Raw genomic sequence first — 13,873 nt, 5'->3', positions numbered from 1 at the left:
AGCGTGCTGCCGGTGCTGGCGCTGATGGTCGTGGCGGTGTGGCTGCTGGGCGTCGGCACGCTGAAGGACCTGGCGCTGGTGCAGTTGGTCGGCATCCTGGTCGGCACCTACTCGTCGATCTTCTTCGCCACCCCGCTGCTGGTCACGCTGCGCGAGCGCACCGAGCTGGTGCGCACCCACACCCGACGCGTGACGCGGCGGCGCAGCCCCGGCTCGCGCTCCACCGAGGCCGACGCCGGCGACGACGAAGCCGAGACCGCCGAAGAGGCGGAAGAAGCGACGGCGGCGGCCGAGCCGTCCAAGCCCGCGCCGAGCAAGCCGGCGCCGGGCGCCCGACCCGTGCGGCCGACCGGGACCCGTCGTCCCACCGGCAAGCGGAACGTCGGTCGGAAGTAGGTCCATGGCCACCGGGTACCGGGGAACTGGGGCCGATCGTGGCGCGCTCATCGGCAGTCGGGCCCTCGCGGGGTGGATCGGCGCCGGATTGGCGGTAGTGCTGACGGCCGCTGTCACGCTGACCGCCTGTGCGGGTAGCGCCGCCTCCCAGATCGACTATGTGGTCGACGGCCCGCTGTCCACCTACAACACCAACACCGTGGCCGGCGCCGCCTCGGCCGGAGCGCAGGCGTTCGCTCGCACGCTCACCGGCTTCAGCTATCACGGCCCGGACGGGCAAACCGTCGCCGACCGCGACTTCGGCACCGTGTCGGTGGTCGGCGGCACGCCGCTGGTGCTGGACTACCAGATCGCCGACAACGCGGTCTATTCCGACGGCAAGCCGGTGACCTGCGACGACATCGTGCTCGCCTGGGCGGCCCAGTCCGGCAAGTTCCCCGACTTCCATGCCGCCTCCCAGGCCGGCTACCTCGACATCGCCAACGTCGAATGCATGCCCGGGCAGAAGAAGGCCCGGGTGTCCTTCATCCCGGACCGCGGCGTCGTCGACTACACCCAGCTGTTCACCGCGACCACGCTGATGCCGTCGCACGTCATCGCCGACCAGCTCAACGTCGACGTGACCGCGGCCCTGCTCAGCAACAACGGGCCGCTGGTGCAGCAGATCGCGAAGCTGTGGAACACCATCTGGGACCTCAAGCCCGGGGTCGACCTCAAGCGTTTCCCGTCGTCGGGGCCGTACAAGATCGAATCCGTGCTGGACGGCGGCGCGGTGGTGCTCGTTGCCAACGACCGGTGGTGGGGGCCCAAGGCCATCACCAAGCGGGTCACCGTGTGGTCGCAGGGGCCCGACATCCAGGACCGGGTCAACAGCCGCAGCGTCGACGTCGTCGACGTCGCGGCCGGTTCCTCGGGGGCGCTGACCACGCCGGACAACTACGAGCGCTCGGACGGGCCGTCGGACGGCGTCGAGCAGCTGATCTTCGCCCCGCAGGGCCCGCTGGCGGCCCCGAAGGCCCGGCGCGCGGTCGCGCTGTGCACGCCGCGTGATTCGCTGGCCAAGGACGCGGGGACGCCGATCGCCAACTCGCGCCTGGATCCGGCCACCGATGACGCCGTGTCCGCCGGTGACGGGGCCGCCGAGGCCCAACCGTTCGGCAAGGCCGATCCGGTCGCCGCGCGCAACGCGCTGGGCGGCGCGCCCCTGACGGTGCGGATCGGGTATCAGGGGCCCAACGCGCGGCTCGCGGTGAACGTCGGCGTCATCACCAAGGCGTGCGCCGCGGCGGGTGTCACCGTCGCCGGCGTCATCCTGGACGGCCCGGGGCCGCAGGCGCTGCGGGACGGCAAGATCGACGCGTTGCTGGCCAGCACCGGCGGCGCCACCGGCAGCGGGTCGACGGGGTCGTCGGCGCTCGATGCCTACGCCCTGCACACCGGCAACGGCAACAACCTGTCCGGGTACTCGAATCCCCAGGTCGACAACGCAATCAGCGCGCTGGCCGTCTCGGCCGACGCCGCCGAACGAGTCCGGCTGTTGACGGAAACCGCCCCGGTACTGTGGGGCGACATGCCAACTCTGCCGCTCTACCGGCAGCAGCGCACGCTGTTGACCTCGAAGAAGATGTACGCGGTCAGCAAGAACCCGACGCGGTGGGGCGCGGGTTGGAACATGGATCGATGGGCGCTGATCCAGTGAGGCCCCGGTGACGAGCGCCGGCGAGCGGGCGGCGGTCGCCGAGCTGATCGCGTCGCTGACGCGCAAGGTGGCCGATTTCCCCAAGCCCGGTATCCAGTTCAAGGACCTCACCCCGGTGTTCGCGGACGCGACAGCGATGACGGCGATCACCGGCGCGTTGGCCGATATCGCATCCGGTGCGGACCTGGTAGCCGGCATCGAGGCCCGGGGCTTCCTGCTGGCCGCGGCCGTCGCCGACCGGCTGCAGACCGGCGTGCTGGCCATCCGCAAGGCCGGGAAGCTGCCGCCGCCGGTACACGCCGAGCGCTACGACCTGGAATACGGGAGTGCGACGCTGGAAATCCCCGCCGACGGCGTGGACCTGCGCGGACGCAACATCACGATCATCGACGACGTGCTGGCCAGCGGCGGTACCCTGGCCGCGTCGGCGCGGCTGCTCGGGCGCGCCGGGGCCAACGTGATGGCGGCGGCGGTGGTGTTCGAACTCGGCGCGCTGCGCGGCCGGGAAGCGGTCGCGCCGTTGACGGTGCACAGCCTGACTTGCGAGTAGCGCTTAGGCATTGGAGATATCCTCGATCTCGGAGGTGACCAACGTGGCGGAGGAAAACAGCGCGGCGCAAGCGCTCGACGCGCCCACTGAAGTCTCAGAACCGCCGGCCATCACGCAGCCGATGGAGGCCCCGGAGCCACCGACCGAATCCCTGAAAACGTCCAGCAGCGCATCGCGTCGGGTCCGGGCCAGGCTGGCCCGCCGGATGACGGCTCAGCGCAGCACGCTCAACCCGGTGCTGGAACCGCTGGTGGCGGTGCACCGGGAGATCTACCCGAAGGCGAACGTGTCGCTGCTGCAGCGCGCCTTCGAGGTCGCCGACCAGCGGCACGCCAGCCAGCTACGCCATTCCGGCGACCCCTACATCACCCACCCGCTGGCCGTCGCGACCATTCTGGCCGAATTGGGCATGGACACCACGACTTTGGTGGCCGCGCTGCTGCACGACACCGTCGAGGACACCGGCTACACCCTGGAGGCGTTGAGCGAGGAATTCGGTGAAGAGGTGGGCCATCTGGTCGACGGCGTCACCAAACTGGACCGGGTGGTGCTGGGCAGCGCCGCCGAGGGCGAGACCATCCGCAAGATGATCACCGCGATGGCGCGCGATCCGCGGGTGCTGGTGATCAAGGTCGCCGACCGGCTGCACAACATGCGCACCATGCGGTTCCTGCCGCCGGAGAAGCAGGCGCGCAAAGCCCGTGAGACGCTGGAAGTCATTGCGCCCCTTGCACATCGGCTGGGTATGGCCAGCGTCAAGTGGGAACTGGAAGACCTGTCGTTCGCCATCCTGCATCCCAAGAAGTACGAGGAGATCGTCCGGCTGGTCGCCGGGCGCGCGCCGTCGCGGGACACCTACCTGGCCAAGGTGCGCGCCGAGATCGTCAACACCCTGAGCGCGTCGAAGATCAAGGCGACGGTGGAGGGCCGGCCCAAGCACTACTGGTCCATCTATCAGAAGATGATCGTCAAGGGCCGCGACTTCGACGACATCCACGACCTGGTCGGCATCCGCATCCTCTGCGACGAGATCCGCGACTGCTATGCCGCTGTCGGCGTGGTGCATTCGCTGTGGCAGCCGATGGCGGGGCGGTTCAAGGATTACATCGCCCAGCCGCGGTACGGCGTCTACCAGTCGCTGCACACCACCGTGGTGGGGCCGGAGGGCAAGCCGCTGGAGGTGCAGATCCGTACCCGCGACATGCACCGCACCGCCGAATACGGCATCGCCGCGCACTGGCGCTACAAGGAAGCCAAGGGGCGCAACGGCCTTCCGCATCCGCACGCCGCCGCCGAGATCGACGACATGGCCTGGATGCGCCAGCTGCTCGACTGGCAACGAGAGGCCGCGGACCCGGGCGAGTTCCTCGAGTCCTTGCGTTATGACCTTGCGGTACAAGAGATCTTCGTGTTCACCCCCAAGGGCGACGTGATCACCCTGCCCAACGGTTCGACGCCGGTGGACTTCGCGTATGCGGTGCACACCGAGGTCGGGCACCGCTGCATCGGCGCCCGGGTGAACGGGCGGCTGGTGGCGCTGGAGCGCAAGCTGGAAAACGGGGAGGTCGTAGAGGTTTTCACCTCGAAGGCGGCCAACGCCGGGCCGTCGCGGGACTGGCAGCAGTTCGTGGTCTCGCCGCGCGCCAAAGCCAAGATCCGGCAGTGGTTCGCCAAGGAGCGCCGCGAGGAGGCGCTCGAATCCGGCAAGGACGCCATGGCCCGCGAGGTGCGTCGCGGCGGACTTCCGTTGCAGCGCTTGGTCAACGGCGAGACGCTGGCGGCGGTGGCGCGCGAGCTGCACTACACCGACGTATCCGCGCTCTACACGGCGATCGGTGAGGGGCATGTGTCGGCCCGGCACGTCGTGCAGCGGCTGCTGGCCGAACTCGGTGGCATCGACCAGGCCGAGGAGGACCTCGCCGAACGGTCCACGCCGACAACGATGTTGCGCCGCCCGCGCAGCAGCGACGACGTCGGCGTCTCGGTCCCCGGCGCCCCCGGCGTGCTGACCAAGCTGGCGAAATGCTGCACCCCGGTGCCCGGCGACCAGATCATGGGATTCGTCACCCGTGGCGGTGGGGTGAGCGTGCACCGCACCGACTGCACCAATGCGGCCTCGCTGCAGCAGCAGTCCGAGCGCATCATCGAAGTGCACTGGGCGCCGTCGCCGTCGTCGGTGTTTCTGGTGGCCATCCAGGTCGAGGCGCTCGACCGGCACCGGTTGCTTTCGGACGTGACGCGGGTGCTGGCCGACGAGAAGGTCAACATCCTGTCCGCGTCGGTCGCCACGTCCGGTGACCGAGTTGCGATCAGCCGCTTCACCTTTGAGATGGGTGACCCCAAGCATCTCGGCCATCTGCTCAACGTCGTGCGCAATGTCGAAGGCGTCTACGACGTCTACCGCGTCACGTCCGCGGCGTGAACCCGCCTAGCTCACCCGCACCGAGGTGATCTTGACCGGGTTGGTCGGCGCGCCGCTCTGACGATTGCCGGCGATGCCGGCCCGGGCGATCTTGTCCAAGGTCTCCAGCCCGGCCTGGTCGATGGTGCCCAGCACCGTGCTCTGTGGCTCCATCTCGGAATCCTTGTAGATCAAGGCGAATTGGCTGCCGTTGGTGTTGGGTCCCTCGGTGGCCATCACGATGGTGCCGCGCGGGTACACCACGGTCGCGCGCAGCGCGGGATCGTCGGGCTTGTATTGGTCCGTGGGGTACTCGTCACCGAATTCGTAACCGGGACCGCCCGAACCGTCCACCTCGGGGCCGCCACACAGCAGCGAGCCGCCGTCTTGGGAGCTGATCAGCCGGGCGCACTGGGTGTTGTCGAAGAATTGCTGCTTGGCCAGGCTGATGAAGCTGTTCACCGTGCACGGGGACTCGGAATTGGCGAGCTGGATGGCGATGTCGCCGAAGTTGGTGGAGATGACCGCACCGATCTGCGGGGGAGTGGTGGCCACCCGGCCCGACTGCGGCGGGGTCACCGGCCGGGTGGCGGGGTCCGGCACCGACCGATATTGGCAGTTGGCCCCCAGATCGGCCGGCGGGGCAAACGCCGGCAGCGGCGGCACCGTTGCCGACGCACTGGAACCGGGGCTGGATCCGGTCCTGCCGGGCACCCGCACCCGGTTCTGGATGGACGATGCCGCGCTGTCCGCCGAACCGTGACTCTGGGTGACCAGCGCGATGACCAGGGCCGCCACCGCGGCCAGCGCCAGCGCCGATGCGCCGACGATGCCGATCAGCAACCGCCGCGAAGTCGTTGGGCGGGCCGGCTGCAACCGCGGATCGGCTTTGCCGCCCGGCGCGGGAGCCGCGGGTCCCGGCGGCGCCGCGCCCGGTGGACCCGACGCCGTAGCCGCGCCGCCGCCGACCAGCACCGCTCTGGCGGCCTCGGCGAGCTCGATGGCCGTCTGGTACCGCTGTTCGGGGTCTTTCGCCATCCCGCGGGCGACAACGGCATCGAAGCCCGGGGGGACACCGGGGGCGGTTGCGGACGGTCGCGGCGGCGGGGCGTTCAGGTGCGCGTTGAGCTGTTCTTCGAGGCTCTCTCCCGCGTAGGGGCGCTTGCCGGTCAGGCACTCGTGCAACACGCAGGCCAGCGAGTAGACGTCGGCACGGTGATCCGTTTTGCCCTTGAAGCGCTCGGGCGCCATGTACGCGACGGTGCCCATCGTGGCGCCGGTCTGGGTGAGTTGAGTGTCAGCTTCGGTGCGGGCAAGGCCGAAATCGATCAGATAGACGAAATTGTGTGCGGTGGTGATCAAGATGTTCATCGGTTTGATGTCGCGGTGGATCAACCCCGCCTGGCGGGCGCTATCCAGCGCCGCCGCAACCTGCTCGATCACCGCGACCGTTTGCTCGGGGCTGAGTCGGTCGCCGTTTTCGTTGATGTACTGGGACAAGTGGCGGCCCTCGATCAGCCGCATGTCGACATAGAGCCGACCGTCCAGCTCGCCAAAACCGTGGATGGGCACCACGTGCGGGTCGTTGAGGGCCGCCGCGATGCGGGCCTCGCGGCGGAAACGCTGCTGAAAGTCTTGATCCTCGGCCAGATGCGGCGGAAGCACTTTCAGGGCGACTACCCGGTCCGTGGTCGTGTCGTAGGCACGGTATACGCGTCCCATCCCGCCGCGCCCCAACAAGTCCAATATTCGGTAATGACCGAATGAGTCCGGATCCAGATTCACCCAACGACCATAAGCTCTCGGCGGTGCGCCTCGGGCGAATCCCGCCGATCAGAGGGAGTTTCGCGTCGATTCGGCCTAGTCCTGATGGCGCCGACCCGCCGCGCCCGGCGCACGCGCCGCGCTTGCGATCGGCGCTAGTCGAGCAGCAGCGAGGTGATGGTCACCTCGGTGGCGGGTGCCCCGTCTTCACCGCCGCCGGCGACGCCGGCCTTGGCGATCTTGTCCAAAGTGGCCAGCCCGTCGGGCTGGATGGTGCCGAACACGGTGTATTGCGGCGGCAACTGGGAGTCCTTGTACACCAAGAAGAATTGGCTGCCGTTGGTACCGGGCCCGGCGTTCGCCATGGCCAGGGTGCCGCGCGGATACACGACGGGCTCCTGCGCCTTGGGGTCGTTCGGCGGGAACTGGTCGGTCGGGTATTCGTTGGCGAATTGATAGCCCGGGCCGCCGGTGCCCTCGCCCTTCGGGTCGCCGCACTGCAGGACGCCCAGGCCCTGCGAGGTGGTCAGCCGGTGGCACTTGGTGTTGTCGAAGTACTTCTGGCCGGCCAAGCTCGCGAAACTGTTGACGGTGCAAGGTGATTCGTTGTTCGCCAGCATCAGACCGATGTGCCCCTGATTGGTCACCATGCTGGCGCTCACCTGGGCGGGATCGGTGGGCACCTTGCCGGTCCGCGGCGGCTTGACCTCCTTGGCCGCCGGCTCGGGTGAGGCCGGGTACTGACAGTTGGCGCCCACGTTGGCCGACGGCTTGAACGGCGGCAGCGGCGCGGTCTGACCCGGCTGGCCGGGCGCCGTCGTCTCCGGTGCGCTGCTGCTGGTGGTGGTCGTCGACGCCGCGGTGTTGCTCTTGTGGTCGTCGTGCTTGGTGTTGACGATCGTGATCACCACCGCCGCGATCACGGCCACGGCCACGATCGAGGCGGCCGCGATCAGCACGATCCGGCGCGTCTTGGCTTGCTTCGCGCGCCGCTCCAGCTGCCGTTCGAGCTTGCGCTTGGCGTTGGCACGTCGCTGTTCGTTGGTCGGCACGGCCGCTATGCCTCCATGATTGGATCGGAGCCTTGGGGAGAGGTGCCAGCTCAGGCTAATGTGGGCGCCGCGACTCGTGTCAAGTGGGGCCCATGGGAAACTGGGAACCGTGTTGATCACCGGATTTCCCGCCGGCATGTTGCAGTGCAACTGCTACGTGCTGGCCGAGCGGCCTGGAACGGACGCCGTCATCGTGGATCCGGGCCAGCGGGCGATGGGCCCGCTGCGAAACATCCTGGACAAGAACCGGCTGACGCCGGCCGCGGTGCTGCTGACCCACGGGCACATCGACCACATGTGGTCGGCGCAGAAGGTGTCCGACACGTACGGTTGCCCGACCTACATCCACCCCGAGGACAGGTTCATGCTCACCGACCCGATCTACGGCCTGGGTCCGCGCCTGGCGCAGATGGTGGCGGGCGCCTTCTGGCGGGAGCCCAAGCAGGTCGTCGAGCTGGACCGCGACGGCGACAAGCTGGACCTGGGCAGTGTGACCGTCAACGTCGACCACACGCCGGGACACACCCGCGGGTCGGTGGTGTTCCGGGTGGCGTCCGACAAGGAAGCTAAAGACTACGTGTTCACCGGTGACACGCTGTTCGAACGCGCGGTGGGCCGCACCGACCTGTTCGGCGGCAGCGGCCGGGACCTGCTGACCTCGATCGTCGACAAACTCCTGGTGCTCGACGACAAGACCGTGGTGCTACCGGGGCACGGCAACTCCACCACCATCGGCGCCGAGCGGCGCCTCAACCCGTTCCTCGAAGGCCTGTAGCCCGTGAGCGACTTCTCCGCGTTCTCTGCGCCCAAGGGCGTGCCCGATTACGTCCCGCCGGATTCCGCGCAGTTCGTCGCGGTGCGCGACGGCCTGCTCGGGGCCGCCCGCCGGGCCGGCTACGGCGACATCGAGTTGCCCATCTTCGAAGACACCGCCCTGTTCGCCCGCGGCGTCGGCGAATCCACCGACGTGGTGTCCAAAGAGATGTACACGTTCGCCGACCGTGGCGATCGTTCGGTGACGTTGCGGCCCGAGGGCACCGCGGGCGTGGTGCGCGCGGTCATCGAGCACGGCCTGGACCGCGGCGCGTTGCCGGTCAAACTCTGTTACGCGGGGCCGTTTTTCCGCTATGAGCGTCCGCAGGCCGGTCGCTACCGCCAGCTGCAGCAGGTCGGCGTGGAGGCGATCGGCGTCGACGATCCGGCTCTGGATGCGGAGGTGATCGCGATCGCCGACGCCGGCTTCCGCTCCCTCGGGCTAGACGGATTCCGCCTGGAGATCACCTCGCTGGGCGACGACAGCTGTCGGCCCCAGTACCGGGAACTGTTGCAGGACTTCCTGTTTGCACTCGACCTGGACGAAGAGACGCGACGGCGGGCACAGCTCAACCCGCTGCGGGTGCTCGACGACAAGCGGCCCGAGGTGCGCGCCATGACGGCCGACGCTCCGGTGCTGCTCGATCACCTGTCCGATGCGGCCAAGCAGCACTTCGACACCGTGTTGGCGCACTTGGATGCGATGGGGGTGCCCTACGTCATCAACCCCCGCATGGTGCGCGGGCTGGACTACTACACCAAGACCACGTTCGAGTTCGTGCACGACGGCCTGGGCGCGCAGTCCGGCATCGGCGGCGGTGGCCGCTACGACGGGCTGATGCGCCAGCTCGGCGGACAAGACCTGTCCGGCATCGGGTTTGGGCTCGGCGTGGACCGCACGTTGCTGGCGCTGCGTGCGGAGGGCAAGAGCGTGGGGGAGACCGCGCGCTGCGAGGTGTTCGGCGTGCCGCTGAGCGAGCAGGCCAAGCTGCGCCTGGCGGTGCTGGCCGCGCAGTTGCGGGCGGGCGGCGTGCGTGTCGACCTGGCCTACGGTGACCGCGGGCTCAAGGGCGCGATGCGCGCGGCCGACCGCTCCGGGGCCCGGATCGCGCTGGTCCTCGGTGACCGCGACATCGAGGCCGGCACCGTCGGGGTGAAGGATCTCGGGACCGGGGAGCAGGTCCCCGTCGCGCTGGATTCCGTTGTCACCGAGGTGCTTGAGCGGGTCGGCCGCTGAGATTGTCGGCCGTGCCTGATAGTCTCGAACACATGTTCGAAGATGTCCGGGCCCGGTTCAACGAGGGGTTCGAACGTTGCTATCCGTCGACCACGACGGTGTCCGTCGATCTGCTGGCGCGGATCGGGGTCGCCTCGCGGGCGGAGAATCGCGCCGCGGCAGCGCAGCTGGTAGCGATTGCTGAGTTGTTCTCTTACCGGCTGTCACGGTGTTCGGAGACCGAGGAGTGGGCCGTCGACACCGAGGCGGCGGTGAGCGCGGAGGTGGCCGCCGAGCTGCGGATCGGCCAGGGACTGGCCGGGAGTCGCGTGCGCTATGCCCGCGCGATGCGCGAGCGGCTGCCGAAAGTGGGTGTGGTCTTCGCGGCCGGCGACATCGACTACCGCATGTTCCAGACGATCGTCTTCCGCACCGATCTGATCACCGACCCCGACGTGTTGAGCGCCGTGGATGCCGCGGTGGCCGCCAAGGTCACCAGGTGGCCTTCACTGAGCCAGCGCCGGTTAGCCGCGCAGGTGGACAAGATCGTCGCGCAGGCCGACGCGGACGCGGTACGCCGCCGCAAGGAGCGCATGGCCGATCGCGAGATCTGGATCGCCGACGCGGGCGGCGGCATGTCGCATATCGAAGGCAGCCTGATGAGTCCGGACGCGCATGCGTTGGATAAGCGGTTGAATGCGTTGGCGGCCACGGTGTGTGAGCATGACCCGCGCACGCGCGAGCAGCGCCGCGCCGACGCGTTGGGGGCGCTGGCGGCCGACGCAGATCGATTGGGATGTCGGTGCGGGCGATCGGATTGCGCGGCCGGCAAACGACCCGCATCGGGCCCGGTGGTGATTCATGTGATCGCCGAGCAGGCCGCGCTGGATGGCCACGGGTTAACGGCAGTCGCGCAGATAGGTGCCGAAGGCTTGGTCCCGCCTGAGTTGCTCGCCGAGTTGGCCGCCTCGGCCAAGCTGGTGCCACTGGTCCATCCCGGGGATGCGCCGCCGGAGCCCGGTTATGTGCCGTCGAGGGCGCTGGCGGATTTCGTACGCTGCCGTGATCTGACGTGTCGTTGGCCGGGCTGCGACCGCCCGGCCACGGACTGCGACCTCGACCATACGATCCCGTACGCCGACGGCGGCCCCACGCACGCGTCGAATCTCAAGTGTTACTGCCGCACACATCACTTGGTCAAAACGTTCTGGGGCTGGCGTGATACCCAATTGCGCGACGGGACACTGATCTTGACGTCCCCGTCGGGACACACGTACGTCACCACTCCAGGAAGCGCGCTGCTATTCCCCAACTTGTGCGGGCCCACTGGCGTGATCCCTCTACCCCCGGGCGCCCACGCCGGGCCATGCGGTGACCGGGCGGCGATGATGCCCAAACGTCGCCGCACCCGGGCGCAAAACCGCGCCGCCCGCATCGCCACGGAACGCCACCACAATCGAATGGCGCGAACCGGCGAAAAGCCGGTACCTACTTGGGCTTCCGAACTAACCCACGCCGCTGGGGACGGAGAGCCTCCGCCGTTCTAAGCGCTACTTTTTGCTGGGAATGATGATCACGACGATCAGCGTGAGGATCGAGAAAAACAGCCCGAGAATTCCCCAACCCAGCGGATTGCGGCCCTTCATCATGGCGATGATGCCGCAGACTATTGCGGCGATAATGCTGCCGATGGCGACGAAAATTCCCTTGATACCACGGAGGATAAAGCCGGCCGCGACGGGGTCCGAACTCGCCAAAATCACCGAGTGCAACATGACAGGTCCTTTCGTGAGGGGCCCCGGGGTAATACCCGAACAATTGTCGTGCGAAACCGCGCCCCCAAGTGCCCGCTCACCGAAAGTCGATGAGCAGCACGGTGTGTGGCGCTGGTGTTCGGGGTTTTATGCGCCCGGATAACCGCGGCGCACCGTCCGGTCGAGAATTCCCAGAGTCGCGCGCAACGCGCCCTCGGACAGAATCGGGAAAATTCCGGCTTCCCGCCACTTCGGGTCGATGTTCGACCAGTCGTAGAACGAAGTGACGACGGTGGCCGAGGCGTCCTCTGTGGGCGTGAGCGCGTAGCCGTAGACATGGCCGATCGGCGGCTGAATCTGGCCGAGAACCGTCCAGGAAATCAGCCGATCCTGCTCGAATTCCTTGATGTCGACGGTGACGTCGTATTTGCCCAACTCCGGGAAATCGTTCAGTGATTCGCGATCCATGTGAACGACGAACTGGTCGCCGGCGGCGCGCACCGGCTCCCCATCGGCGTCTTGGAGCATCCCGGACGAGTCGATCGCCACGTGGCCCTGCGGGTCGCACAGCACGGCGAAGATGGCCGGTGCCGGCGCGGCGATGGTGCGGGAAGTCTCGATGCGTTCGGTCATGTTTCCTCGCGGCCAGGCGTAGGGACGGTACGAACCGCAGCTTAGCCCCGGACCCGACGCCCCCGTGAAATTGCGGCCGGCGTCGACGGGCTGTCGTACGTCGGCGTCATATCGAACTTACGTTCCAAGACGCCTCGAACCTCAAATACCCTTATCGCACAAACCATTTGGTGAAAGGGTTTCCCCTGGCTCGCCACGACCGTATGTTTTTTGGATGCGAAACGAGCCGAGCCGCACCGCGATGCTGGCCGCGACGGCCAGGGCGGCGCACCTTCTGTTGAATGGGGCGCGCGCACTGCTTCAAGATTGGATGGCGTGGCCGCTCCTAGGTCCCTACGTCGAGACGAACCTTGAGTTTGCGCACGAATTATTCGGCGAGCACTGGACGGACGTCGCTACGTGGTTTGCCGGGCGAACGCGTCTTACGGAGGACTGGCTGACTAGGAGCAAGGCCGAACAGTACGTAATTCTCGGGGCCGGCCTCGACACCTTCGCCTGGCGGCAGGCAGGCGTGATCGAGGTTCATGAGTTCGACCACCCGTCCACGCAGGGTTGGAAGCGCGAGCGTTTAGCAAAACTCGGCGTTCCCGAGCCCGAGACGCTCACCATGACGGAGGTCAACTTCGAGGAGCAACGAGTTACAGAAGCCCTGCAGACATCCTCCGTTGACCTCGCACGACCGATATTCGTCAATTGGCTGGGGGTATTTCCGTACCTGACGCCTGCCGCCATCACCGAGACGCTCGCCGGCCTGCCGCCGTGCGCGGCCGCGATGACCTATAACCTTCCGGAGTCCGCCTGGGACGCTGACATCCGCGCCGCCGTTGAGCGGGTACTGCACAGCGTCGCGGCGCTCGGTGAGCCGATGATAACGCTGACGACACCGCAAGAGACCGCAGACCTGCTATCGGCCGCCGGATTCCGGGTCGTCGAGGACCTCGGCCCTCAAGAAATGACAGCGCGGTTTGGCCTCTCCTGCCGCGTTGCCGAGCGCATTGTGCTCGCCCATAAAGCCGGCTGACGGCCGCTGCCCGACGCGGCGCCGCCGAGCGCCGGCAGAATTGATTGGCGAGGGGCCACCTCCCTTCAGCGCCACACTTGACTCGCACTCGAACTAATGTTCGAATGGGCGCATGCGGTGGGCAAATCAGGCCGTCGCGGTCAACGGGACGCCGGTCGAGGACGGGGCGCTGCCGGGGCTGCAGCGCATCGGCTTCCTGCGCAGCGTGCGCTCGCCGCAATTCGATGGGATCACCTTTCACGAGGTGGTGTGCAAGTCCGCGCTGAACAAGGTGCCCAATGCGTCGGCGCTGCCGTTTCGTTACACCGTCAACGGCTACCGCGGTTGCTCGCACGCCTGCCGGTACTGCTTCGCCCGGCCCACCCACGAATACCTGGAGCTGGACTGCGGCAAAGACTTTGACACCCAGGTCGTCGTCAAGACCAACGTCGTCGAAGTGCTGCGTCGCGAGCTCCGACGGCCGTCTTGGCAGCGCGAGACCGTCGCCCTGGGCACCAACACCGATCCGTACCAGCGGGCCGAGGGGCGCTATGCGCTGATGCCCGGGATCATCGGCGCCCTGGCCGAATCGGGC

The 13,873-nt window shown here is 67.8% G+C and carries 11 protein-coding genes and 2 pseudogenes; 9 read left to right on the top strand and 4 right to left on the bottom strand.

What is annotated here, in order from left to right:
* The 4 genes and pseudogenes from A5708_RS00210 to A5708_RS00195 form a co-directional block, all read left to right on the top strand.
* Window positions 1–396: pseudogene (locus A5708_RS00210) on the top strand (protein translocase subunit SecF); the annotation flags it as partial.
* Window positions 397–400: 4 nt separating this feature from the next.
* Window positions 401–2,095, top strand: a complete 1,695-nt coding sequence (locus tag A5708_RS00205) for an ABC transporter substrate-binding protein (RefSeq protein WP_065026693.1) — start codon at window positions 401–403, stop codon at window positions 2,093–2,095.
* A gap of 7 nt (window positions 2,096–2,102) precedes the next feature.
* Window positions 2,103–2,645, top strand: a complete 543-nt coding sequence (locus A5708_RS00200) for an adenine phosphoribosyltransferase (RefSeq protein ID WP_065026692.1) — start codon at window positions 2,103–2,105, stop codon at window positions 2,643–2,645.
* 43 nt (window positions 2,646–2,688) lie between these two features.
* Entirely contained in the window at window positions 2,689–5,067 is a 2,379-nt protein-coding gene (locus tag A5708_RS00195) for a RelA/SpoT family protein (RefSeq protein ID WP_065026695.1), read from the top strand.
* Between the two features lie 6 nt (window positions 5,068–5,073).
* Here A5708_RS00195 and A5708_RS00190 read toward each other — a convergent pair whose 3' ends face one another.
* Both A5708_RS00190 and A5708_RS00185 read right to left on the bottom strand, forming a co-directional pair.
* Window positions 5,074–6,831: a protein kinase domain-containing protein gene (locus A5708_RS00190; RefSeq protein ID WP_065026691.1), complete on the bottom strand. Its 1,758-nt coding sequence runs from the start codon at window positions 6,829–6,831 to the stop codon at window positions 5,074–5,076.
* Window positions 6,832–6,965: 134 nt separating this feature from the next.
* On the bottom strand, window positions 6,966–7,862 hold the full coding sequence (locus A5708_RS00185; protein ID WP_065026690.1) for a peptidylprolyl isomerase: 897 nt from the start codon (window positions 7,860–7,862) through the stop codon (window positions 6,966–6,968).
* A gap of 109 nt (window positions 7,863–7,971) precedes the next feature.
* Here A5708_RS00185 and A5708_RS00180 point away from each other — a divergent pair, with 109 nt between their 5' ends.
* Genes A5708_RS00180 through A5708_RS00170 form a run of 3 tightly spaced genes read left to right on the top strand, consistent with a single transcriptional unit; the run spans window position 7,972 to window position 11,438 of the window.
* Window positions 7,972–8,637, top strand: coding sequence for an MBL fold metallo-hydrolase (locus A5708_RS00180; protein WP_065026689.1), 666 nt, complete (start codon window positions 7,972–7,974; stop codon window positions 8,635–8,637).
* Window positions 8,638–8,640: 3 nt separating this feature from the next.
* Window positions 8,641–9,912, top strand: a complete 1,272-nt coding sequence (gene hisS / locus A5708_RS00175; protein WP_065026688.1) for a histidine--tRNA ligase — start codon at window positions 8,641–8,643, stop codon at window positions 9,910–9,912.
* Window positions 9,913–9,944: 32 nt separating this feature from the next.
* Window positions 9,945–11,438, top strand: coding sequence for an HNH endonuclease signature motif containing protein (locus tag A5708_RS00170; RefSeq protein WP_065026687.1), 1,494 nt, complete (start codon window positions 9,945–9,947; stop codon window positions 11,436–11,438).
* A gap of 3 nt (window positions 11,439–11,441) precedes the next feature.
* Here the strand turns inward: A5708_RS00170 and A5708_RS00165 are convergent, their stop codons facing one another.
* Complete coding sequence (locus tag A5708_RS00165; RefSeq protein ID WP_065026686.1) at window positions 11,442–11,666, bottom strand: deoxyribodipyrimidine photolyase; 225 nt, start codon at window positions 11,664–11,666, stop codon at window positions 11,442–11,444.
* Between the two features lie 126 nt (window positions 11,667–11,792).
* Window positions 11,793–12,278, bottom strand: a complete 486-nt coding sequence (locus tag A5708_RS00160) for a polyketide cyclase (protein WP_065026685.1) — start codon at window positions 12,276–12,278, stop codon at window positions 11,793–11,795.
* 214 nt (window positions 12,279–12,492) lie between these two features.
* Here A5708_RS00160 and A5708_RS00155 point away from each other — a divergent pair, with 214 nt between their 5' ends.
* Both A5708_RS00155 and A5708_RS00150 read left to right on the top strand, forming a co-directional pair.
* Complete coding sequence (locus A5708_RS00155) at window positions 12,493–13,299, top strand: class I SAM-dependent methyltransferase (protein ID WP_065026684.1); 807 nt, start codon at window positions 12,493–12,495, stop codon at window positions 13,297–13,299.
* 112 nt (window positions 13,300–13,411) lie between these two features.
* Window positions 13,412–13,873, top strand: a pseudogene (locus A5708_RS00150) (radical SAM protein); the annotation flags it as partial.

It is taken from the genome of Mycobacterium colombiense (assembly GCF_001672755.1).
Classification (GTDB): Bacteria; Actinomycetota; Actinomycetes; order Mycobacteriales; family Mycobacteriaceae; genus Mycobacterium; species Mycobacterium colombiense_C.
Note: the sequence above shows the minus strand (reverse complement) of the source record. Positions and strands in the feature narration are given on the sequence as shown.

Excerpts from the sequence above, each read along its gene's own strand:
- A5708_RS00205 (WP_065026693.1), top strand. The coding sequence starts at position 401 with ATGGCCACCGGGTACCGGGGAACTGGGGCCGATCGTGGCGCGCTCATC.
- A5708_RS00170 (WP_065026687.1), top strand. The coding sequence starts at position 9,945 with ATGTTCGAAGATGTCCGGGCCCGGTTCAACGAGGGGTTCGAACGTTGC.
- A5708_RS00165 (WP_065026686.1), bottom strand. The coding sequence starts at position 11,666 with ATGTTGCACTCGGTGATTTTGGCGAGTTCGGACCCCGTCGCGGCCGGC.
- A5708_RS00160 (WP_065026685.1), bottom strand. The coding sequence starts at position 12,278 with ATGACCGAACGCATCGAGACTTCCCGCACCATCGCCGCGCCGGCACCG.
- A5708_RS00155 (WP_065026684.1), top strand. The coding sequence starts at position 12,493 with ATGCGAAACGAGCCGAGCCGCACCGCGATGCTGGCCGCGACGGCCAGG.